At 42.9% G+C, this 23,414-nt stretch carries 15 protein-coding genes; 8 read left to right on the top strand and 7 right to left on the bottom strand.

Translation table 11 applies throughout. The annotated features are described in order from the left end of the window. The coding region (locus ACE1CD_RS12980; protein WP_374824534.1) for an RNA-guided endonuclease InsQ/TnpB family protein at positions 1-834 on the bottom strand (834 nt) is incomplete at its 3' end. 249 nt (positions 835-1,083) lie between these two features. On the opposite strand from ACE1CD_RS12980, the gene ACE1CD_RS12975 reads away from it, so the two are divergent. The 4 genes from ACE1CD_RS12975 (at position 1,084) to ACE1CD_RS12960 (ending at position 10,487) form a co-directional block, all read left to right on the top strand. Next, the gene (locus ACE1CD_RS12975) at positions 1,084-3,189 is read left to right on the top strand and encodes an AAA-like domain-containing protein (protein ID WP_374794454.1); all 2,106 of its coding nucleotides are present in this window, start codon (positions 1,084-1,086) and stop codon (positions 3,187-3,189) included. A gap of 184 nt (positions 3,190-3,373) precedes the next feature. Beyond that, positions 3,374-6,226 (top strand): AAA-like domain-containing protein, encoded by a 2,853-nt coding sequence (locus tag ACE1CD_RS12970; protein WP_374794453.1) that lies wholly within the window; start codon positions 3,374-3,376, stop codon positions 6,224-6,226. Between the two features lie 80 nt (positions 6,227-6,306). After that, on the top strand, positions 6,307-9,822 hold the full coding sequence (locus tag ACE1CD_RS12965; RefSeq protein ID WP_374824531.1) for an AAA-like domain-containing protein: 3,516 nt from the start codon (positions 6,307-6,309) through the stop codon (positions 9,820-9,822). A gap of 425 nt (positions 9,823-10,247) precedes the next feature. Next, entirely contained in the window at positions 10,248-10,487 is a 240-nt protein-coding gene (locus ACE1CD_RS12960; RefSeq protein ID WP_374794451.1) for a hypothetical protein, read from the top strand. Between the two features lie 254 nt (positions 10,488-10,741). Here the strand turns inward: ACE1CD_RS12960 and ACE1CD_RS12955 are convergent, their stop codons facing one another. Next, the gene (locus ACE1CD_RS12955; protein WP_374794450.1) at positions 10,742-10,921 is read right to left on the bottom strand and encodes a hypothetical protein; all 180 of its coding nucleotides are present in this window, start codon (positions 10,919-10,921) and stop codon (positions 10,742-10,744) included. Between the two features lie 170 nt (positions 10,922-11,091). Between ACE1CD_RS12955 and ACE1CD_RS12950 the strand changes: the two genes are divergently transcribed. Beyond that, complete coding sequence (locus ACE1CD_RS12950; RefSeq protein WP_374824528.1) at positions 11,092-11,904, top strand: adenylate/guanylate cyclase domain-containing protein; 813 nt, start codon at positions 11,092-11,094, stop codon at positions 11,902-11,904. A 57-nt stretch (positions 11,905-11,961) separates the two neighbouring features. Further along, positions 11,962-12,129 carry a hypothetical protein gene (locus ACE1CD_RS12945; protein ID WP_374794458.1) on the top strand — a complete coding sequence of 56 codons (168 nt, stop codon included), beginning with the start codon at positions 11,962-11,964 and terminating at the stop codon, positions 12,127-12,129. A 33-nt stretch (positions 12,130-12,162) separates the two neighbouring features. On the opposite strand, the gene ACE1CD_RS12940 is transcribed toward ACE1CD_RS12945, so the two are convergent. From ACE1CD_RS12940 to ACE1CD_RS12930, 3 genes are all read right to left on the bottom strand, one after another. Then, positions 12,163-14,931 carry a CHASE2 domain-containing protein gene (locus tag ACE1CD_RS12940; protein WP_374824525.1) on the bottom strand — a complete coding sequence of 923 codons (2,769 nt, stop codon included), beginning with the start codon at positions 14,929-14,931 and terminating at the stop codon, positions 12,163-12,165. Positions 14,932-14,958: 27 nt separating this feature from the next. Then, positions 14,959-15,738 carry a DUF928 domain-containing protein gene (locus ACE1CD_RS12935; protein WP_374824522.1) on the bottom strand — a complete coding sequence of 260 codons (780 nt, stop codon included), beginning with the start codon at positions 15,736-15,738 and terminating at the stop codon, positions 14,959-14,961. Positions 15,739-15,860: 122 nt separating this feature from the next. Next, on the bottom strand, positions 15,861-18,542 hold the full coding sequence (locus ACE1CD_RS12930; protein ID WP_374824519.1) for a CHAT domain-containing protein: 2,682 nt from the start codon (positions 18,540-18,542) through the stop codon (positions 15,861-15,863). Positions 18,543-19,041: 499 nt separating this feature from the next. Here ACE1CD_RS12930 and fmdA point away from each other — a divergent pair, with 499 nt between their 5' ends. Continuing rightward, positions 19,042-20,217, top strand: a complete 1,176-nt coding sequence (gene fmdA / locus ACE1CD_RS12925) for a formamidase (RefSeq protein WP_374824516.1) — start codon at positions 19,042-19,044, stop codon at positions 20,215-20,217. A gap of 130 nt (positions 20,218-20,347) precedes the next feature. Continuing rightward, entirely contained in the window at positions 20,348-20,629 is a 282-nt protein-coding gene (locus ACE1CD_RS12920; RefSeq protein WP_374794444.1) for an FmdB family zinc ribbon protein, read from the top strand. A 46-nt stretch (positions 20,630-20,675) separates the two neighbouring features. Here ACE1CD_RS12920 and ACE1CD_RS12915 read toward each other — a convergent pair whose 3' ends face one another. Beyond that, positions 20,676-22,031, bottom strand: coding sequence for a photosystem II assembly protein (locus tag ACE1CD_RS12915; protein ID WP_374794443.1), 1,356 nt, complete (start codon positions 22,029-22,031; stop codon positions 20,676-20,678). Then, entirely contained in the window at positions 22,021-23,295 is a 1,275-nt protein-coding gene (gene iscB / locus ACE1CD_RS12910) for an RNA-guided endonuclease IscB (RefSeq protein ID WP_374794442.1), read from the bottom strand. Before iscB ends, ACE1CD_RS12915 begins: the two co-directional genes overlap by 11 nt. Positions 23,296-23,414: the final 119 nt, after the last annotated feature.

The raw sequence follows: 23,414 nt of genomic DNA, 5'->3' as shown, positions 1-23,414 counted from the left end.
GCGAACCATGCCCTTGACATGAAGATTTTCTACTATGACAGCTTGGCTATCGCTGACCAACTTGTAACTAAGTTTATGCAGAAAATCTTGCCGTGAGTTACTAACCCGTTCGGACACTTTGGCAACAACTTTACGATATTTGTTTCGAGAATTACTCCCTTTTTGTTTACGTGCTAATTTCTTTTGCTTGCGTTTCAGGTTTTTTTCATGTTTAGCAATGTGTCTGGGTTTGTCATATTTAGAAACCTTTTGGCCGTCAGTTACCACAGCGAAATGCTTGACTCCTAAATCAATGCCATAAATCTTTCCTTCTGTTGTAGTAGGGTATTTTTCTTCTACTTCAGTAAGGATAGATGCCAAATATTTACCTGATGGGGTTTGGCTGATAGTTACAGTCTTAATCTTCCCTTCAATTGGTCGATGTATCTTGGCTTTGATTATGCCAATATTGCCTGGGAGTTTTACATTACCATTTACGATTTTGACGTTTTGAGGATACTGAATAGACTGTTGACCGTGCTTAGATTTGAATTTAGGAAACCCAGCACGTTGCTCAAAAAAGTTTTTATATGCTGCGGTCAAATTGAGTGTTGTAGCTTGCAAAACTTGACTGTAACAATCAGCTAACCAACAAGTTTCTGCGGCTTTTTTTAGTTCAGGTAATAGTGCATTGAGTGCTGAACGTCCAAGTCCTTTACCTGTTTCTTTATAAGTTTCAATTGACTTATTCAAAGCATAATTCCACCACCACCGCGAGCATCCAAATGTTTGTGCTAGGGATGTTTGCTGCTCTTTGGTTGGATATAAACGGACTTTTACGGCTTGATGCAACACTCAATATTACCTCCTAGTTTTTTTATGATATCACAATATGTACTTAGCGATAAGACTAATCCGAAAATTGGGAAATAGCTCGGACTTACCGCAAGCGGTAAGTCCGAGCTATTTCCCGGCTATCCATCCCCACCACTAGGCGGATGGGGAATTCCGCCGCATTTGTTAAACATTTTCTCTCCTGCAATCCGATTAAACTGTACTCATTAGACTATCCCTCACTCTGCCGGTACTCGCGACACTGCGCCTATGGAACCAATAGAAAATGCCGCACTGCCGAATCTGGGAGCAGAAAGTACCCTCGCCGCCATCGTTTTTACAGATGTAGAGGGCTATACTTCCAGAGTGGCGATCGACCAAGCTCATGCCCTCGCTTTAACCAACCGCGACCTTGACCTGATGAGTGAAATATGTCAGCGTTTTCAAGGCCGGGTTGTTGCTGACACGGGTGATGGGTTATTTATGTGCTTTGCGAGTGCAGCCAATGCGGTGGCGTGCGCCATAGAAATTCAAAAAGCACTTTTTGTTGCTGCTGCCGAACTACCTGCCCATGATGTGCTAAAGCATCGGATTGGTATTCATCTGGGAGATGTAGCTTTTTTTGGCACTCAGGTCAAGGGAAATGGAGTGAATATCGCCGCTCGCCTGCAAGTAGTAGCGAAACCGGGAGGTATATGTATTTCCCAGACAGTTTACGATGTCGTCAAAAATCACCTGCCTTTGCCGGGAATGTATAAGGAGGTGCGGGAGCTAAAGGGAATAGCAGAACCGATGCTAGTTTACCAAATTCTGCCGTTATCTTTACCTAAAAGAGTTTTCATCAGCTATCGCAGCCACGAACCAGACGTGAGCCTCGCGCAGCAGTTTTACGAAGCTTTAAAAGCTGCCGGACACAAAGCATTTATGGCCGGACACAGCATTCGGCTGGGAGAAGGATGGCCGCAGCGCATTGATGCGGAATTAACGCAGTGCGATTATTTGCTGCTGCTGCTGTCCGAGCAGTCTGTTACCAGCGAAATGGTAACAGAGGAGGTGCGACGGGCCAAGGAATTGCGGGAAGCCAATCCGGAGGGTAAGCCAGTGATTTTACCGATCCGCGTCAATTTTCCGCTGAGTTCGCCGTTGAACTACAATCTGCGGGGTTATTTAAATCGCATTCAGCAGCGAGAGTGGCGATCGTCTGTCGATACTTCAAATCTTATTCAAGAAGTGATGCGTTTGGTGGCAGAAGGTCGAGTCCCGGAGGAATCGCCGGAACCTGGGCCAAACCCACCCCCAGCATCGTGTGGCCCGGATGGTAAACCAGTTCCGATGGCGACACCGGAACTGCCCCAAGTTCCAGAATTGCCAGAAGGTCAAGTAGATTTGGCTTCTGCTTTTTATGTAGAGCGACCGCCGATCGAATCTCGCTGCTACGAGACGATTTTACAACCGGGTGCCCTGATCCGCATCAAAGCACCGCGACAGATGGGCAAAACTTCGCTGATGGCGAGAATTCTCCATTATGCCTCCCAGTCTGGCTGCCAAATTGTGCCTTTAAGCTTTCAGCTAGCGGATGGAAAAGTGTTCGCAGACTTGGATAAATTCTTAAAATGGTTTTGTGCATCTATCTGTAGAAGACTGCGTTTGCCAAATCGCATCAATGATTATTGGGATGAAATTTTTGGCAGTAAAGATAACTGTACGGCTTACTTTGAAGAGTATTTGTTGGAAAATATAAACAATCCGTTGGTGTTGGGGTTGGATGAAGTCGATTATGTGTTCCAACATCCCGAAATTGCCTCAGACTTTTTCGGACTGTTGCGAGCGTGGCACGAGGATGCGAAAAACCGCGATATTTGGAAAAAGCTGCGTTTGGTAGTCGTACACTCGACGGAAGTTTACATTCCCCTGAGTATCAACCAATCGCCGTTTAATGTGGGTTTGCCGATCGAGTTGCCAGAGTTTACGCCGCAGCAGGTATACGATTTGACAAGATGGCACGATCTGGATTGGGATACTGCCCAAGTTGAGAAATTGATGACAATGGTAGGCGGACATCCTTATCTCGTGCGATTGGCTCTCTATCATATTCGGCGACGGGATATGACGCTAAAGCAGTTGCTGGAAACGTCTCCTACAGAAGCTGGAATGTACGGAGATCATTTGCGACGCCACTTGTGGAATTTGCAACAGCATCCAGATCTGGCAACAGCGATGGCACAGGTGGTTGCTCTTAATACGCCGGTGCGGTTAGAGTCGCTACAAGCGTTTAAGTTACACAGTATGGGTTTAGTGCATTTGCAAGGTAATGAGGTGACGCCTCGGTGCGATTTGTATCGATTCTATTTTCGCGATCGCTTAGAAATCGGCTAAAGTTTTGCCTTTGTTAAGGGCGACTGTTGGGGTCGCCTGTATTTGACTTTTTTGTGGAAGCCATTGTTTATTTTTGAACATTTTTGAATGCTTTATATAGCTTCCATCGACTCTAAGATGAAGTAAGGTGTTTGTGAGATGGGGACAATGCGATCGGTTGACCAAATTAATATCAAATTTATTTATGACGACCCTAGAAACCTCTGCCTCCCATTATCAAGTCGGAGGAAGTCTACCTGCTGATGCTTCTACTTACGTGCAGAGGCAGGCAGATACAGATTTCTACGAGGGATTGAAGGCGGGCGAATTTTGTTATGTTCTCAACTCTCGGCAAATGGGCAAGTCTAGCTTGCGGGTACAAACCATGCGCCGATTGCAACAGGAGGGTGTCGCCTGTGCGGGGATCGACTTGACGAAGATCGGTTCCCAAAATCTCACGGCGGATCAGTGGTATGCGGGTGTAGTTCGCAGTTTGACGATCGGTTTCAATATTGCGGATAAGATTAATTTGCGTACTTGGTGGCGCGATCGCGATTTACTTTCCCCCGTGCAACGCTTCAGCGAATTTATCGAGCAGGCATTGCTAGTAGAAATAAGCCAAAATATTGTCATTTTTATAGATGAAATCGATTGCATTCTCAGCTTAAATTTTAAAGTAGATGATTTTTTTGCAGCGATTCGGTCTTGTTATAACCATCGCGCCGACTACCCGGAGTACAAGCGTCTTACTTTCGCTTTAATTGGCGTAGCTACTCCTTCAGAATTAATTCAAGATAAAAACCGCACTCCTTTTAACATCGGTCGGGCAATTCAACTTAGTGGTTTTCAAGTGCATGAAAGCCTTCCTTTAGCGAAAGGATTGGCGGAAAAAACGAACAATCCCCAAGCGGTGTTAAAAGAGATATTAGGTTGGACGGGGGGTAAACCTTTTCTCACCCAAAAAGTTTGCAAACTTGTGCTTCAGGAAATTTCTTTTATTCCTCCATGTGCGGAAAGGTTATGGGTGGAAAAACTCGTGCGATCGCGAGTTATTGAAAATTGGGAAGCGCAGGACGAACCGGAGCATTTACGGACAATTAGCGATCGCTTGGTGCGAGGAAGTTCCGATCCGAGTCAGCTACTGACACTATATCAGCAAATTCTACTCAATGAAGAAATCCCGGCTGACGATACTCCCGCACAAATGGAATTGCGTCTTACCGGATTGGTAGTCAAGCAACCAGGAAAAAAATATTCTCAGTCTGTACTGAGAGTTTATAGTCGCATTTACGCAGAAATTTTTAATTTAAGCTGGGTTGAAACACAACTAGGTAATTTGCGTCCTTATAAAGTGGCGCTGACATCTTGGTTAGCTTCTGGTTGTCAGGATGAAACGCTTTTATTAACTGGGGAAGAATTACACAAAGGTTTAACTTGGGCGGCAGATAAAAAATTAAGCGCACAGGATAATCAATTTTTGAGCGCCAGTCAGCAAAAGGCTTCGGGAGTGAAAAAAAGTATACAAAACCTGGTCAAAATTACCAATGTTTTAGAAACGCAAACCCTCCCTCTCTTAAACCGAGACGAGAAGAAGAAAAAGTTAGAAAATCCGACAAATAACCAATCCCAAATCAACCATCAGCAATCGCTTATCAGTCATCAAAAATGGCTAAATAAAGATAACCGAGAACCGAAAGCCGATCGCCCATCCCTAACTACGAAATCTATTGCTTCTACTCCACCTCCCCTGATTCTAACTAACCCGGCTTCCCCTAAAATATCATCTCCCAAACTTTCTTACGAGCGCCGGACAGTCGGAGACGAACAAATTATATACGATCACTTACTTTATTGCGTCCAAAAGGAATCGCCAAGCGAATTGATCGAGCGTTTCCACAAATTATTTATCGATGGTGTGGGGTATCCCGACCCGGAGATTGAAGCTGCTTTATACAGAATTATCGCTATTTTATCCAACGAAATAGAGTTTAAAAATCTGCTTTGTCGTTGTTGCTATATTTTGATCAACCGCTGGCAAATACAATTTCAAAAGCAAGCTGCGATCGCAGAGCTAGTGGCTTTATTTAAAAATGCTTTGCCCCGCTTTCAAGGAGTAGCTTCTCGTTCTCGCGTAGTCATGCGTTTGCGAGAGCTAGTAAGTCAGTTCCGGGAAAGTAACGAGTATTTGGCTATGCAACGTTTGGTAAAAGTTGTCGAACCAATACACGAGGCAGAGCGCAAAGAAGACAATCCATCTTTGGGTAGATTAATTCATCGATATCCTTACTTATTTTCACATAATTTACTTGTGCAAAATAGCTCTTTCGAGCATCAGCAAATTATTCGGGAAATTCAAGCTCAAAAACAGCGACAATTTGAGGTTAATTTATCTCAATACGTACCTTATTTAATGAGAATATCGGAAATAGCTTCTCATCCTGTTAAAGATGTCCAAATTATACAACCACTGCCAAACCCAACCTTGTTGAGCGATCGCGAATTATTCTTGGCGTTGAAAAAGTTTGGTGGCAAAGTGGAAGGCTCTTACACTTATCGCGATTTAGCTGGAATCTTCCTGAATTATCATAAACAAACGAAATCTTACCAAGCTTTTAAAGCAGATTTATACGAATATTTAATTGCTTCTATACAGGCAGAATATGGAAATCGTCAATTCAATCAGCGGTTGTCTAAGTGCTTAAAAAACTCCTTTTCAGAAAATGATTCTCAGAAATTGAACGAGTTTTTACTTGTTCGCACTTGCAGCCAATTATTCAATTTTCTAGTTGTAGAAAGTCCGCAGCAACCCAACCACTATGTTTTTATAGATTTAATTTCTAACCTCGGTACGCTCGAAACAACAAGCTTGTTGCTCAAAATTGTGCTGCTTTCCCGTAAAGTTAAACCCGATTTAGAAAAGCGCTTTTCCATTTTATTCAATCATTATGAATCTCAGACTTTAAAAGATATTATGTGGTTTGTTAAGTCATTGGAAAATTTAAATGTAGCCTTGGTTGTTAATTTTGGTAGCGTAGATATATCCTGGCATCAAGCATAATATTTGGTTGACATATATGGATTAAAAATGCTAATAATGGAGATTTGAGTAATTATTTGCTAAACGCAGAACCAAACTTAATGTCTCAGTATCAAGTTGGCGGAAGTTTGCCTCCTGACTTTCCCACCTACGTGAGGCGAAAGGCAGATGAAGATTTATACAACGGTTTGAAGTCTGGCCAATTTTGTTACGTGCTGAATTGCCGACAAATGGGTAAGTCTAGCTTGCGAGTGCAAACTATGAAAAGGCTGCAAGCAGATGGAATTGCTTGTGCTGCGATCGATCTCAACAAGATTGGCAGTCAGCATATTACACCAGATCAATGGTATGCGAGTCTTATTCGTAACTTGGTCAGTAGTTTTAACCTCGGCGATAAATTTAATTTAAGAAATTGGTGGCCGGCTCGCGATCATCTTTCTTCCGTGCAACGTTTCAGCGAGTTTACCGAAGAAGTTTTGCTAACAGAAATATCGGCAAGTATTGTCATTTTTGTGGATGAAATTGATAGTGTTTTGGGTTTAAATTTTACTATAGACGATTTTTTTGCATTTATTAGAGCTTGCTATAACAAACGTGCCGACAAACCAGAATACAAACGTCTTTCTTTTGCTTTATTGGGAGTGGCAACACCAAGCGATTTGATTACCGATAAGAATCGGACGCCGTTTAATATTGGTCGAGCTATTGAATTAAAAGGCTTTCAGCTGCACGAAGCAGGATCGTTAGCGATAGGTTTATCAGGAAAAGTAAGCGATACTACCACTGTACTGAAAGAGATTTTAGCGTGGACGGGTGGACAACCGTTTCTCACACAAAAAGTTTGCCAACTAATTTTATCCGATACCTCATCTCCCAACTATTTGTTGGCAAAGCATCCAGAGAGAGAAGCCGAGTCGATTGAAGATTTGGTGCGATCGCGAATCATCGAGAATTGGGAAAACCAAGATGAACCAGAACATTTGAGAACAATATCCGATCGCATTTTTAAGAATGGGCAGCGCACAGCGAGGCTGCTGGGGCTGTATCACCAAATTTTACAACAGGGAGAACTAATCGCCGATGACAGTTCCGAGCAAATGGAGTTGCGCTTGTCGGGGTTGGTAGTAGAAGAACAAGGAAAGTTAAAAGTTTATAACCGCATCTATGAATGTGTTTTTAATCAAAATTGGGTTGAAAAAGAACTAGAAAATCTCAGACCTTATTCAGAAGGATTAACAGCTTGGTTAGCTTCAGATTGTCAAGATCGATCGCGCCTGTTGCACGGACAGGCTTTGCAAGATGCACTGGCGTGGGCAGCGGGTAAAAGTTTGAGCGATCGCGATTATCAATTCTTAGCTGCCAGTCAAGAATTAGACAAATTGCAAGTTCAAATTGCGCTAGATATACAGATAGAAGCTAATCGGATACTAGCTGAAGCAGAACAGAAAGCAAGGCGAACAATTCGCAAAGGTTTAGCGGGATTAGCTGTAATCTCAGTTTTGGCAATCGCAGTAGTAGTGTGGGCTAGCACAAACATAAAACAAGCACAGGAAAACTTGAACCAAGCACAGGAAAACTTGAACCAAGCACAAAAAAGCTTCGATCTAGAGCAGAAATCGGTTACTGCTGTCGGAAAATTTCTGATCGATCGTCAAGAAATAGAAGCCTTACTCTTAGGTATGGAGGCTGGACAAGGATTGAAAGAAATGGTGAAAGACTACCCAGGTATGAAAAACTATCCAGCCACCAGTCCTTTGTGGGTTTTACAAACGATTTTGGACAATATCCGCGAGCGAAGTCAGTTCATCGGTCATCGCGGTCGAGTCTACAGCGTCAGTTTCAGCCCCAATGGTAAACTCTTAGCTACCGTAGGAGAAGACGGCACCGCTCGACTTTGGAACCTTTCTGGCAAACAACTAGCTAAATTAACAGGTCATCAGGGTAAAGTCAGAGGAGTGAGTTTCAGTCCGGACGGACAGCGCCTCATCACCGCCGGCGAAGATGGCACCGTCCGACTTTGGAACCTTGCTGGCAAACAACTGGCTAAATTAACAGGTCATCAGGGTAAAGTCACGAGCATAAGTTTGAGTCCGAACGGACAGCGTTTAGTTACCGCAGCAGAAGACGGCATCGTCAGACTTTGGAACCTCTCTGGCAAGCAGCTGGCTGTATTCAAAGGCCATCAAACAGAAATCTGGAGCGTGAAATTCAGTCCCGATGGCCAGCGCATAGCCACAGCAGGAGAGGATCGTACCGCCAGACTTTGGAACTTGTCCGGCAAGCAGCTGGCTGTATTCAAAGGTCATCAACAGACAGTCCTCAGCCTCAGTTTTAGCCCGGATGGAAAAAGTTTAGTTACTACAGGATTAGATAGCACGATTCGATTTTGGAATTTGTCCGGCCAGCAGCTGGCTGAATGGAAAAATAAGGACTGGGTTTTGAGTGTGAGCTATAGCCCTGACGGTCAGAGCTTAGCTACTGGAAGTGCAGACGGCACAGTCCGACTTCGAGACTTATCCGGTAAGCAGCTGGCTGAATTAAACGGTCACGAAAACTGGGTTTTGAGCGTGAGTTTTAGCCCGGACGGACAAAGCTTAGCCACAGCAGGAGCAGACGGGACTGCGCGACTGTGGGACTTGTCTAACCCGCAGAAGCTATCAAGACAGCAACTGACTCAATGGCGAGGACATAAGAGCGAGGCTTGGAGCGTGAGTTTCAGTCCGGATGGTCAGCGTCTGGCGACAGCAGGACAGGATGGCAAAGCCCGACTCTGGAACTTGTCTGGCAAGCAGATGGCTGAGTTCAGCGGTCATACGGGTGGGGTTAATAGCGTCACTTTCAGTCCCGATGGCCAACGCCTCGCCACAGCAGGGAACGATGGTACGGTGAGAGTTTGGAACTTGTCTGGGCAGCAGCTAACTCTATTGAGCGGTCATCGTGGCAGAGTTTACGTTGTCAGTTTTAGCCCGGATGGAAAGCGCCTCGCCATAGCTGGGGAAAATGGCACGGCTCGACTTTGGAACTTCTCCGGGCAGCAGCCAATAGAATTTAAGGGTCATAAGAAATCAATCTGGAGTGTAAGTTTTAGTCCCGATGGGCAGCGCTTGGCCACAGCTGGAAGAGACGGCACAGTTCGACTGTGGAATTTGTCGGGGCAGGAGCTGCTTAGAATCAAGGCAGATGGAGATGGAGTGTTGAGCGTGAGCTTTAGCCCGGATGGACAGCGCCTCGTTACAACAGGCGCAGACACTACTGTTAAGCTTTGGAATTTGTCTGGGAAGCAGCTGGATGGATTTAATACTTATCAAGGCGGGGTTCTAAGTGCAGTTTTTAGCCCGGATGGACAGCGTTTGGCTACCGCAGGACAGGATGGTACGGCACAGATGCGTTTTCTGTCGGGGCAGCGGATTAATAAATTTGTTGGGCATCAAGGCAGCGTTTACAGTCTTAGCTTTAGCCGAGATGGGCGCTACCTGGCGACGGTAGGAATGGATGGTATGGTGCGGCTGTGGCGTGTGGAAGGATTGGACGAGCTGCTGAAGCGGGGCTGCGACTGGCTGAAGAATTACCTGGCTACTTATCCGGAAGCATCAAAAATTTGCTCCAAAGGCCGTTGAAGAGGCCGATCGCACTGATATCTCATCACAAAGGGATTGTCATCAGTGCTATACAGTGACTATAATTACTGTGCTCCCCTGGTAAATATGTAAAAATTAAGGTGGAGTGCATGACTTATCGGGGTGGCGATTAATATTTACCAGCATTTGCACAGCGAGAATTAGCTAGTACCGTAGAAATCTAAACTAGCGTCAATATACTCTTGAGTTGTGCCAGAGTTAGGGTCAGCACTTTCTGCGTTGAATCAATAATTGGCTGAAATTTTACGGGCAATAAAAATACCTCTCGAAATTGGGGTTATAACCTGATCTTTTCCATTTCATTAAACAATCTTTATCAAATCAATAAAAAGTGGGATGGAATATAAGGAACTCATCAGATAAACTTTTCATCTAAGAGCTTCAAATTGAAAAGGAAGGAACAAATGAACAAACTACTCATCATTCTTGGAATAGTCCTGCTTAGCGGTTCGGATGCCCTCAGCGCCGATTTGAAAAGTAATAAAAGCGTGCAATGCAGCTTGGAGACTGATAGCTGTGTCGCTAAAATGGCTATTAGAGGTGACATCCATATTGAGACGATCTTAGCCGCGTATGACCCGGCGTCTCCAGGGTCTCCGGATACGAGAGGGGGCCAAGGAGGTAGCTCCGGTGGGAGTCGATGAACCGACAATTGTTGAGTCAAGAGGTAACAGCGCATAACAAATGCGATCGAGTGCATCCCTACACAAGTTTAGTTTGGGTATAAAAAAATATCACTGATTCCGTGATTTTACTATTTTTCTTTATTAAGATAAACAGCAGGTAATGCCTGTAAAGTAATGTTATATGCAGCGGGTATTTATACTCGGATTAGGTGTACGATCGATTTTTGTATTAATAATTAATAATTTACAACAAAAAATTGAAAATTTTGATATTACAAAACAAAACTCAATTTGACGCTCATCACCAGTGGGAGTGTAGCAGCTGATGCTTGCAATCGCGTCAGTCTGGATGGCAACTTGGAGTAGCTGGATTTACTTAAGGTTCTCAAGTCAGTGATGTAAATCTCTCTACTATGTTGACGCAGGTCAATTATATCCATGTCGCTACTCATGGCGTCAAAAGCCTTTTACAGTCACTTTATATATAAGTACACTGACTGAAGCCTCCACTAAAACTGAAGTTGGCGATGTTTGGGGTGAGTTGGGACATCAGTGTGAGAAACCCTTTAGGAGTAGAATATAGCGCTATATGGCTCAGCAATTGATACAGGAGTTACCTAGAATGGATGAGGCCAAATTTCAGGGAGAGCGCCGGGATGTTTCGATTTTATTCTCAGGTATCCGCAGTTTCTCTACTTTGACGGAAAACATGGAGCCAGTAGAGGTAATCGGTCTGCTTAACGAATATTTTGAGGTAATGTCAAACGTCGTTATTAAATACAAAGGCACCTTAGATAAATACATTGGCGATTTAATAATGGTGACTTTTGGTGCAACCTCGCATTTAGAAGCTCGTGCCTGGATGACAGTGCAAAGTGCCCTAGAAATGCGCCAAAGTTTAGCAGAATTTAATGCCAATCTTGTGGCGAAGAAAAAACCAGCAATCCAAATAGGTATTGGCATCAATTCCGATCCCCTCATCACTGGTAATATTGGTTCCAGCAAACTAAACCAATTTACTGTCATCGGAGATGGCGTAAATATCGCGGCTTATCTGGAAGGTCTGAGTAAGGATTATGGCTGCGATATCGTTATTAGTAAAAGTACATACGAAAGTTGCTCGGAAAGGATCAGGGCTAGAGAACTCGATTACATTCATGCCAAAGGGAGAAACCAACCAATAGCTATTTACGAAGTTTTGGGGTTGTGTGCTGATGTAATTTCTGAGGAGAAGCAAAAAGCGATCGAACATTACAATCAAGGACGCGAACATTATCTGAATCGCAAGTTTCGGCGGGCAATGAATGAGTTTGCAGTTATTGTGGAGGATATGAAAATTAACGACAAACCCTCAGCTATGTTTCTGAAACGCTGTCAGTATTTGCTGCAACATCCTCCATCGGAAGATTGGGATGGGGTTTGGACGCTGACTTAATATTTTTTGGCTCTGAGATTACTTGTTTTTACAAGCTCGAACAAAAACGGTAGACTGGTGAGTGAAATTGAGCCTGCCGTTTCAGTCCAAATGAACTCAGCACAAAACTCAAACTACCAATATCAAGTTGGAGGGAGTCTGCCAGTTGACGCCCCTAGTTATGTGGTGCGACAGGCAGACTTCGATCTTTATGAGGCGCTGAAGGCGGGAGAATTTAGGCTTTGAGTAACTTTTTCAACATTTTACGTCCGCTACTTGCTATTCATTGATTAATTTCATACTTAAATCTATAAGTACGTCAAAGCGAAAGTCGTGCGCCAAATCGGTTAGGGCGCGAACCAAATTTGTATTTGATTGTGGAATTTCCTTGATTAGTTCCATGATTTGCCCATCATCGCAGGTTAATGCTGCGTCATATAGTTCTTGTACCCAAGAAGATGACATCACGCACAAATCTTCGATTGTTAGGGCAGAATAAAGATTTTTGGATGGTTGTGAATCGGTTTCTTCTTCTCCTGCATAGACGTAGGAAATACTTAAGTATTCCGCCATTTTCTTTAAAAGCAAATTTTCCGAAAATGGTTTGAGTAAAAAATCATCATAACCAGCTTCAGACATAAATTCGCGTTCGTGTTTCAAGGCGCTAGCAGTTAGGGCAATAATTATGGTGGATTTCCCTTGTGGTGTGGCTTTGATTATTTTAGTTGCTTCATAACCGTCCATAACTGGCATCTTTATATCCATCCAAATTAAGTGGGGTTCAAAATATGACCAAATCGCAATTGCTTCTTCACCGTTGCTAGCTTCGCGCACAAAGAAGCCGATGGATTCGAGTAATTTAACTAATAGTAGACGATTTTCATATCGATCGTCTACTACCAAGATGCGATATCTTGGGGTATTGGGTGCTAGTGCGATCGCTGTTGGTTCTGCTTTTATATTTTCGGTTGCCAACGCTGCTTGCACCTGAATACTGAATGTAAAAATGGTTCCTTTACCCACCTGGCTTTGAACGCTAATTTTTCCTCCCATCTGTTCTACAAATTGTTTGCTGATTGCTAATCCCAAACCTGTTCCTTGTTGAGATTTACGACCTGTTTCTGTTTGGACAAACGCTTCAAATAAACTATTTATTTCTTCTGGAGCAATGCCAAAGCCAGTATCTTCCACTTTAAATAATAAAGTGGAAAATTTTTGATTTAATTTAGCGTTATTTGGAGAGGATTCACTTAAACTGTTTACGTACAATATCACACTACCGCGCTCGGTAAATTTAATAGAGTTTGACAGTAAATTTATTAAAATTTGTCGTAATTTCTTGCCATCAGTAATGATATATTGAGGCACATCCATTTCTACATCAAATATTAACTCTAAGCCTTTGGATTCAGCTTTAAGTTGAAACAATTCTTTTACAGAGTCGATTAGGTTGTATAAATCTAAGTTATTTTCATTCAGTTCTAGCCGTCCTAATTCGATTTTGGACATTTCTAAAACATCGTTAATCAGACCCAATAAATGCTCGCCACTACGATTGATGATACCTATGTATTCTTGATTTTCTTTAGACAGAGAAGCATCGCGAGCCATCAGCTGGGTAAAGCCGAGAATAGCGTTGAGGGGGGTGCGAAGTTCGTGGCTCATACTTGCCAGGAAGGCGCTTTTGGCGGCGTTAGCGGCAACAGCAATTTCTTTGGCTTTGGCAAGTTCGATCGCCTGTTGCTCTAGCTCATCTTTTTTTCGTTCTAATTCCACTGTGCGTTCTTTTACTTTTTCTTCTAACGTGCGCGAATAATCCTCTAATTTTTTATGGTAAATTTGCAAATTTTCGATGAGAATATAGCCAGTATTAACAACAGCAGAACCCACCAAAGCTAAAAGTGAGGGAACTGCGGGAATCCACCAGCCACTCAAGAATGCTAGGTAATAACCGCTGCTCAAACCGCACCCAAGCAGGAAAATGCTCCCAAGTGTGTATCGTTTGAGAGGGAAAATTGAAGCTAAAATTGCGCCGCAGGTAGACCAAAAAAAAATCCACCACCACTCCAGCGGTTCAGGCCATACTTTTATGAGCGCCCGTCCTTCCAGTGCTGCACTTAAGGTCTGGCTGATTAAATTGGCATGAATAAATACACCAGGAATTTGCTTTGCAGTGCCGAGCGAACTGCGACTGTAAGGAGTTAGAAACAGGTCGTTAAAACTTTGTCCGGTTGCGCCGATCAGCACTATGCGATCGGACAGTAAGTCTAGCGATATTCGATTTGCCAAAACATCAGTTATTGATATTTGATGAAATTTATTCTCCAATCCGCGATAGTTCAACAAAACTTGGTAGCCACCATAATTAGCGCGAACATAGCCACCATCATTTCCTCTAAAAGGGGTAAATACAGCTTTACCTAATTGCAACTCGCCCGGTTTCTTCGTTTGTAAAGTAATTCCTTTGGCTTGCAAATACATTAAACTCAAACGAGCGCTCAAACTTAGTTTTGTTTGATTTTCTTCAAGTTTGACAGACATCAAACCTCGACGCACTTTGCCATCAGCATCCAATACTAAATCGGCGAAGGCAACTTGACCTAGTTTGCTCAAGGTTGGTGGTGGGGCAACGTTATTCCCAACCACTTTCTCAACACCGATCAAGTTCGGTGTGGACTTGAAAACTTGCTCTAATTTCTGATGACCGGGTTGTACTGGTAAGTCTCTATAAATATCTAAACCGATCGCTCGCGGTTGCTGTGCTTTCAAGTTCTCGATCGCTTTTGCCAACACAGTATCAGGAATGGGCCATTTGCCAATTTGTTTGATGTCGTACTCATCCACCCTGACAATAACGATCCGCTCGTCGATCGGCTCAAAAGGTCGCTGGCGAAAATATAAATCCAAAGTCGCCCATTCCAGCATTTGAAACAAACCTACTGAGTTAGCGAGAATTGCTAGCCCAGCAATGCTTGGTGCGGTAATCAGTACGCCGCGCCATTGTCCGATCGATCGTTGGAGTAGGCGAAGTATAGGATTGGGTAACATTCGGATTTCAAACTAGAAAAAAAGTTTCTAGTTTAATAGTGGCTTTTTTGAAACCGCTTCTAATCCCACCGATTTTAACAATTCTTCCCACATAGTTGTTATCTTTGTATCTTGGGGTTGCGATCGCTTTAGCTCAGCCACAGTTGCAATTGTATCGTACCAAAGCCCTTCGTTGTTGTACAAAGCTGCACGCTCTACTGGTGTCGCTTTTTCTATCTGACTGTTTAGTTCCGGATTCGGTTCGACTCGACGGATCTCTCCCTCCACTCCCGGACTATCTGGTCTGACTGTATTTCCACATACGACCACAAAGTACCACTTGTAATTCTTGCCGGTTTCTAACTCCGGTGCTTCATCCGGTATTTTAATACTGACAATACCCGCTTGGCCAGTAATTGTCAGCATTGTTCGATAAATATTTTTTTTGTTGTCATCCCTCAAACTAAAAAATACTTTTCTAGCTGAAGTTTCCGGCACATAAACAAATAATGTCGGACGCTTTGCGGCTGTTTTTGCTTGCGTACTGGTTGGCATCAGTGGGGCTATCCAAGGTGTGTTTGCTTTTGCATCTTGAGGACAAACCTTACCGTCCGGACTGCGCGATGCGCCCCCGGCAGTATCGCTCGGTTTTCCGTCGCTCGGCGGCTCAAAATTTATCTGGATTGATGACTTTAGTTGATTGTGATTTTCGTTACTCGGTATAAATTTTGCCTGTGATTGCTTTGCTACACCCAAACTCACCAGGATTTGTGAAGATAAGGCCAGCGAAAATATCGTCAGAGGTAGAAATTTTTTGGTTCCGCTCATAATTTAATCCCTGGAGCTAAAACATCTTAAGGTATTATAATCACTATATCTTGATTATGTATAACAATTACAAAGTTTTGATTAAGCTTATGTAAAAACATTTTTACATTTTTCCACCGCTCTTATAACCAATTTCCTACCAAAACAAAGGGAGACCAGTAGAACGGATGCTCGAATTGGGGTGTTTTTAACAATGATAGTTGAGCGCGACGGAGAGCTTCCGCTTTGGTAACATGAGGTTGGCCAAGTTGAGAGTAAAACTCGGTGATGAGGGTGGCGGTGGATAAATCTTTTACCGACCACAAGGTCGCTAAAGTAGTGCGTGCGCCGGATTTGAGCGCTACTCCTGCCAATCCCAAAGCAGCGCGATTATCCCCGGCGGCAGTTTGACAGGCACTCAGGACAAGCAATTCGATCGCACTGGTTTGTTTTCCTTCTCTAGACCGTAATATTTCTTCAAACCTGCGGACGTTCAGTTTCTTATCCCAAGCAAGAATAAATGTTTCATCTGGGTTAGAACTGAATTGACCGTGAGTGGCTAAATGTACGATCGGGAATGAAGCCGCTTTTATTTGCGTAGATAAGTTTTCTTCGCTAAACTGCTGATTCAAAAGTATTTGGGAAGGCAGTTCCGATGCGATTCTTTTTAACTCCGCCTCGACTCCCGGTAAAGCGGAAAACCCACTTCTAGACTCAGTAAGTCCGGCGGTTAAAACTTCTAGGTGCTTGCCAGAGATCGATCGCGTTGGTAGTAATTGCAAACCGGGAGTTAGAGCGATACTGTATTTTTCAATTAGATATTTTTGACCGTCATAAAGAATTGACATTGGCAGATTTCGCAAAGAACCATCCAGCACAAACACCAAAGTTTTAATTCCACTTGTAGCTAAATCTGTTTCTGCCGGTCGGATCAGCCAATCATAAACTTGTTGGGATACTTGCCAAAGCTCTTCGAGGGAAAAAACTGGGTTTATTGATTCTAGCAATTGCTCGAGAACACTTTCTACTTTACTTTCGGGCAAATCGGTTTTGTAGTGGCGCAGAGGTTTCCCAGGCAAAGATAAGATAACTTCTAAACGATCGCTCAAAATAATCGGGTAAATTACTGCGGCTTGCCGATCGATCGCATCAATTTGTTGCGGTTTGACATTTAAGCAAGCTTCTCGAAAATAATTGTCTAATTCTGCTAGTTGTAGCGCTTCAATTAACTCGCGAGCTTGAGCGATGCGATTGGGAATTTTGGATTTTGAATTTTCCGTTAATGCAGCAGAGTATTCGGAGCTTTCATCTAGCAATAACCCAACTAGCTCGCGATAGACAGGTTCGACACTTTCTCGAAAAGAAAACTGTAGGTTTGTATTAGTAGCTACCAAGTCGCTGCGGAGAATTTGCAAAGTTTTAACTGCTTGCGTGTAAGCAGCGATCGCATCCTCATTTCGACCTTCTTGTTTTAAAATTTTACCTAATTGCCAAGCAGCGCGAGCAGTAATATCATTGGCGCTAATAGCCTGTGCAATTGTTAACGCTTGCCGAGTCAAATTTTCCGCATCCGATTGCTGTTGATTTTGTTGATATAATTTACCCAACGCTACCAAAGCATAGGATTCCGCTCTGGCATCTTTGAGAGATCTTGCTTGTTGAACTGCTGTAGCTAATAATTTAGCAATGCTTGCATTACCTTCTCTTTTGTTGGTTATTTGTTCTGCTTGATTTAACCCTGGCCACTGGCTGACTAATGATAACTTCATCAAAGTTTCAGCAAAATTAACTTGAGCGTAAACAGCCGCTCGGCTGGGGTTTAGCTTAGAAATTTCCGTCTGAATTTGGGATATTAAAGATGGGATATTTTCTTGCTCTTTGGTTTCTATCCTTAAGTTAAATAGATTTAGTAAAGTTTCCAATTTGGCAATAGGACTGGGTGCGATCGCAGCTGCTTGTTGATAAAAATCCAAAGCCGCTTTACTATCTCCAGCACTTTTGGCATGATTTCCCAAACTAAAAAGAGCAGCGCTCGTTTCCGTAGGAGAATTTAATTTTTGCGCGAGTGCCAAACTTTGCTTTAATACTTCTTCAGACTTAGGCAAATCTCCCAAAACTTGCAGCGCTTCTCCCAGACTTCGCAATCCTACAGATTTTAAGATTGAATCTGGTAAAGATCCCAAGTTTTTATTTGCATTTTCTAAATTAGTTTTAGCACGCTGATATTGACCAAAAGCTTGCAAAGCTTGTGCTTGGTTAATTTTACTCCCCAGAATTCCCGCTGCATCACCAGCTTTTTCATAAGCATTTTCGGCTTGTTTCCAACTATCCAAAGCAGCTTCTGTTTGTCCCATAGCTAACTGAAGACTACCTTGAGAATTCAAAGCTTGAGCGAAAATTAGTGCTGAGTGCTGACGAGTTGCTGAATTTGTTAAGAGATTGAGGCTTTGCGCGATCGCATCTTTTGCCTTCTCCCACTGTCCCAACTCTTGATAAGCGTTAGAGAGATAATTTAAAGTGAGAGCCAGGTAGAGGCGATCGTTCTTTTCTCGATAACTTTCTGCCGCCTTTTCCCAGACAGCAACTGCATCCGAAAACCTTCCCGCATCGTATAATTTTTTTCCGTCTTCTAAAACAGTTGGAAAACCCTCTCGCCTATCCCTTCTCTTATCAATAGAAAGGATGGGAGACAGATTTTTCATTTCGCTAAAAGATATAATATTTGGAATCACCGAAAATCTAAAATCGGCAACTTGCGCGACTGCGGGAAAAATAGCCGTCACGAGCAGAAAAGTTAATAATGCCAGACAGATAAAAGATCTCATCTTTATAAGTCAACGCTTCCTGGTTATGGCGATCGCAGCGATCGAGCGAGGATGGAAAAAGAAAGGATAGGACGAGCGATCGCCACGCTCAGCCTGCTTGTCACAAGAACTTTTGCCTTACCCTCGTCTATGTCAATCTTGCTTCCAATAATTTTCTCTCATCGCAATAAAGGAGACCTGTCTCCCCGCAGGCTTCCGAAAAGAAACCGGGTTTTTGCCTTGAGAGTGCCTAACTCCTGAAGTAAATTTTCAATTCACAATTATACCTGACTTGGCCGCCTAAAAAACAAAACTTTTTATAATCAGTTTAAAAAACTATTTATTTTTTAAACTATCTCAATAATTTCTAGAGCGTTCGTAATCGATCCCATAAATAAATAGTTACAAATTCTCGTGATTTTCGGTATTAAAAGCTACAGTTTATTATCGCCGCAGGAATTTAATCTCAACTGAGGCGAGGGCAAAACATCAAATAAAAATAGAAAATCGCGGTACTACTATGCCTGAAGTTCTCTTCAAAGTAGACTTGAACAAGCCATTTACCGATCAACCGTTGGTAGGTCACAATCGCTGGCATCCCGATATTCCGGCAGTAGTTTCTGTCAATCCTGGCGCTGTATTTCGGATAGAATGCAAAGATTGGACGGACGGACAAATCGGCAACAACGACAGCCCCAACGATGTGCGCGATGTCGATTTAACAGTTGTTCACGTATTGAGCGGCCCTATTTATGTGAACGGTGCCGAGCCAGGAGATATCCTAATTGTTGATATCTTAGATGTAGGAACTTTACTGGATTACGAATGGGGTTTTACCGGAATTTTTGCTAGGGAAAATGGCGGCGGTTTCCTCACAGAACATTTCCCAGTCGCACAGAAAGCTATTTGGGATATTCAAGGAATTTATACAAAATCTCGTCATATTCCTAATGTGAAATTTGCCGGAATTCCGCACCCCGGATTGATCGGTTGTGCGCCATCTCACGATTTGTTAGCTACTTGGAATAAGCGGGAAGCCGATTTGGTAGCAACCAATCCCAATCGAGTACCGCCTTTAGCAGCATTGCCTAACCCGAAAAATGCGATTCTCGGTTCGTTAAAGGGTGCTGAATACGATCGAATTGCCCAAGAAGCGGCGCGAACTGTTCCACCCCGCGAACACGGCGGCAATTGCGATATCAAAAATTTGTCAAAAGGTTCGCGCATTTACTTTCCAGTTTATGTGGAAGGTGCGAAACTTTCAATGGGAGATATTCACTTTGCACAAGGGGATGGAGAGATTTCTTTCTGCGGTGCGATCGAAATGGCTGGTTACCTCGATTTGCACGTCGATTTGATTAAAGGCGGCGTGGAAAAATACGGTCTGACAAATCCAATTTTCAAACCTGGCCCAGTTGAGCCTCGCTATTCGGAATATTTGGTGTTTGAAGGCATTTCTGTTGATGAATTTACCGGACAGCAATATTATCTAGATGCTCATGTTGCTTATCGCCGTGCTTGTTTGAATGCGATCGAATATTTCAAGAAGTTTGGCTACACGGGAGAGCAGATTTATTTGCTTTTAGGTTCTGCACCAGTAGAGGGAAGAATTAGCGGAATTGTAGATATTCCCAATGCTTGTTGTACTATTGCAGTTCCGACAGCAATTTTTGAAAAGAATGTTCTACCGACGTAGAACCTCACCCCCTAGCCCCCTCTCCGCCACGGAGAGGGGGCTAGGGGGTGAGGTTCACCTGCTTCTAGAAACCCGATTTTTCTCAAAAACCGGGTTTCTCAAATCCAAAATCTAAAATCTAAAATTGATTATGCCTCTTTACGAATTTAAGTGCGAAAATTGCGGAACTTTTGAAGAATGGCGGAGTATGAAAGCAGCCAGCGAACCGATGCTTTGCCCAATTTGCGAGACTGTTGCCAAACGAATTTATTCGGTAGCTGGTTTGATGATGATGCCCAATTCTCTGCGGACTAGAATTGAGCAAAGTGCGGAACCTCGTGTAGTCGATCGCACTCAAGTTAAAAATTCCCATAACCACCATCATCATCACCATAAGCATAACGATACCCGACCTTGGATGATCGGTCATTAATAATTAGTCATTAGTCATTAGTTAATGGCTAATGATGACACTATCATCATTTTTTTGCCAAAATTACGTAATCATCAAGCGTGTAGTTTAAGTCAAAGTTTAATTTGAAGTATTGACGTAATAGCGGACTCATAAATTTCTGGTTAGGTAAGTTTTCTCGTGCAAATCTTCCAAACTCGGTAATCGGCTCTCTTCTATATCTTGATGTGAGGTATTTGTACCATACTAAATTCAAGCCAAGCTCTTCAACGAATTTTTTTACCACGCTTTCTTCCTCATTTCGACTTCCGATTTGTCGAACTCCGTATGCCTTAAATAACTTCTTTTCTTGAATTATCAGCAGTACATGACCATTTTCTTTAAGGCAATTCGTAAATATATCTTTATAAACAACTATAGATTTATCGCGTGCTTCAGAGTCAGAGAAGAAACAGTGAGAAATCACTATCAAGTTAAAGAAATTCAACGGCATTCTGGCGGACTGATTATCGTAATCGAAAATGCTACAAGTATCAAATCGAAAGTAAGCATTTGTAGCTCTTTCTTGAGGCTCTATGTATTTTCGCCAAAATTGCAATCCTCGATACTGAAAAGACTTCTGTTGCTCCAGAGAGTAGTAGGAAACGTGCATAGGAGGCGCAGATAAAAAGCTATTACTGCTTTGTAGCAATAACGCCAATCCGTAAGCGATCGTACCTGGACCCGCAGCAATATCAAGAATATTAATTTTAGATGGTAATAAGCCAGATTTGTAGATCAGAAACCAAGCGAGATAGGCACAATAAACATTATCTAAAAAATACCTCATCAAATAGATATGGGGACTTAGTTCAAACCTATATTGAGGATCTTGTCCACCTTTTAATCTGTTGATATCGTTAATCGCATCATCTAGTAAAAAATGGAAGTTCTTTTTCCGACTTTGTTGGCTAAACTCTTCTTTGATAAAATCAGCTAAGCTTTCCTCAAAGTCATCAAAAACCCGCCGATCGATCCCTGTGCATTGGAGCATATTTTCATCATGCTCCACAAACTTAAAGTTTTTGGATATAAATTCGATAAATTCCGGCTCCGGTGTTAATATATCGGTAGGGATTTCCCCAAGTGCTTGACTCGGCTCTATCTGTTCGAGTTGTTGACGCAGTTGACTTAGCTGTCGGTATTGTGCGGAAATTTGTTGGCGGTAATCTCGCGTAGTTTGTTCGAGTTGCAGCTTATCTTTAAATAACTTTTCGAGCGATGAAAGTCTCGCTCCCGATTTTTGTATTTCTTGTAATAGTTCTTCTGCGCGACGTAGGTTACCTTTTTTGATGGCGGTGCGGAACTGATAAGAACGCCACCAATTTGCGATCAGATCGCCTCTAATCGCCGAATGAGTGGACAAATGTGGACTATGCGGCATAATTGTATCCATCAACTCGATGAACTATTTGGCAGTATTTAGCTCTGACTGGGCTAACCTTGCCCTTGGCCGTCACCATTTCAAACACACCTGTAGCTCGAACAGTTAAGCGTCCAATGTGAGTGCCCGCAAACTTTCCACTCGGTAGAATAGCGCGGACTATATCCCCAGTTTGAAACCCGAAAAAAGCTTTCTGTCTGGTGCGGTGTTTTATGGGAAAACCATATTTGTTGGTAGTAGACATTTGGCGCACTCCCCAACCCTTAGCAGTAATCAGTAAGGGCTTAGTAGTTTTCAAAGTTAATTTCTCAACCACGCCCACACAGGCTGCATCCAGATAGTGGCACTTTTGGATACCTAATTTAACGCGATTAAATTTAGTTCTACCACCAGTACCTACTGAAACTGGCAATCCAGTCTCTTGCAACCTTTGATATAATTTCCACCGAGTTGAATTCACAGTAGCAGCGTCTTTTAATGGTGCTTTTGCTTGAGCTAAAACCTGTCTTAAAATACTTGGTTTATGCTTCAGAAATTTCTCAATCGGCTGATTACCTTTTTTCTGATTACAAGGATGACAAGCTAGGGTAAGATTGCTAACTCTATCCGTCCCACCTCTGCTTTTAGCCAAAATATGTTCAATCTCTAGGGGCGTATTTTCTGCTCCACAATAAACACATTTTCTGCCCCATTTCGCTAGTAAATATTCTTTCACTTCAAAACCTGCTAATTCACCTCTCTGGTATTCAGTACCACTAATTTCTGGATTAACTAAGGCTTGCGTGTCAAACCGTACTAATTCTTGAGAAATGCCTGTAATTGGTACAAATTTCCTCAGTCTATTTACCCAAGTTAGAGTAGTTTGTACTCGGTGTTCAAGACTGGGAGCTAACCAGCCGTTAGGACGAGTTCTATTCAAAAACCGTGGTTGGCGATAACGGGTCTTACGATTTCGCCTGCCTCGACGCAGTGAACGCCGAGACTCAAGATTAGCTTTAATTGCTTGACCGCGATGGGTTAGTTCTGCACCCCAAATAACTGCATTCTCAGATACCAATGCGATGCCCGTAGTTTGGCTCCCAGGATCTATTTTTAACTGAATCGGTTTAGTTATTTGTGTTGATGCAGTTTTTACGACGATCGTAAATGGAAACCGACGATAAACAGCGGCTTTACCCTGAGTTAACCACAGGCGTGCTTGTGCTGGATGAACAGGATTAATAGGGCGCTTGTTGGTGTCGATTACAAAAACAAAATTAGACATAGTTGAAACTCTGATTGCTCAGGTAATTGTTTCCTCGTCAATGTTACTTAGGCTTGTTTGGTTCAGTTCACTTTCTTAGCTAAATAGGAATGTTTAAAACTGAACGGCAGAGCTACAAG

Source organism: Aerosakkonema sp. BLCC-F183 (genome assembly GCF_041929145.1).
Classification (GTDB): domain Bacteria; phylum Cyanobacteriota; class Cyanobacteriia; order Cyanobacteriales; family Aerosakkonemataceae; genus Aerosakkonema.
The sequence above is the reverse complement of the archived record's forward strand: the minus strand, read 5'-3'. Positions and strand labels throughout refer to the sequence as shown.

Excerpts from the sequence above, each read along its gene's own strand:
- ACE1CD_RS12975 (WP_374794454.1), top strand. The coding sequence starts at position 1,084 with ATGGAACCAATAGAAAATGCCGCACTGCCGAATCTGGGAGCAGAAAGT.
- ACE1CD_RS12970 (WP_374794453.1), top strand. The coding sequence starts at position 3,374 with ATGACGACCCTAGAAACCTCTGCCTCCCATTATCAAGTCGGAGGAAGT.
- ACE1CD_RS12965 (WP_374824531.1), top strand. The coding sequence starts at position 6,307 with ATGTCTCAGTATCAAGTTGGCGGAAGTTTGCCTCCTGACTTTCCCACC.
- ACE1CD_RS12960 (WP_374794451.1), top strand. The coding sequence starts at position 10,248 with ATGAACAAACTACTCATCATTCTTGGAATAGTCCTGCTTAGCGGTTCG.
- ACE1CD_RS12955 (WP_374794450.1), bottom strand. The coding sequence starts at position 10,921 with ATGAGTAGCGACATGGATATAATTGACCTGCGTCAACATAGTAGAGAG.
- ACE1CD_RS12950 (WP_374824528.1), top strand. The coding sequence starts at position 11,092 with ATGGATGAGGCCAAATTTCAGGGAGAGCGCCGGGATGTTTCGATTTTA.
- ACE1CD_RS12940 (WP_374824525.1), bottom strand. The coding sequence starts at position 14,931 with ATGTTACCCAATCCTATACTTCGCCTACTCCAACGATCGATCGGACAA.
- ACE1CD_RS12935 (WP_374824522.1), bottom strand. The coding sequence starts at position 15,738 with ATGAGCGGAACCAAAAAATTTCTACCTCTGACGATATTTTCGCTGGCC.
- ACE1CD_RS12930 (WP_374824519.1), bottom strand. The coding sequence starts at position 18,542 with ATGAGATCTTTTATCTGTCTGGCATTATTAACTTTTCTGCTCGTGACG.
- fmdA (WP_374824516.1), top strand. The coding sequence starts at position 19,042 with ATGCCTGAAGTTCTCTTCAAAGTAGACTTGAACAAGCCATTTACCGAT.
- ACE1CD_RS12920 (WP_374794444.1), top strand. The coding sequence starts at position 20,348 with ATGCCTCTTTACGAATTTAAGTGCGAAAATTGCGGAACTTTTGAAGAA.
- ACE1CD_RS12915 (WP_374794443.1), bottom strand. The coding sequence starts at position 22,031 with ATGCCGCATAGTCCACATTTGTCCACTCATTCGGCGATTAGAGGCGAT.
- iscB (WP_374794442.1), bottom strand. The coding sequence starts at position 23,295 with ATGTCTAATTTTGTTTTTGTAATCGACACCAACAAGCGCCCTATTAAT.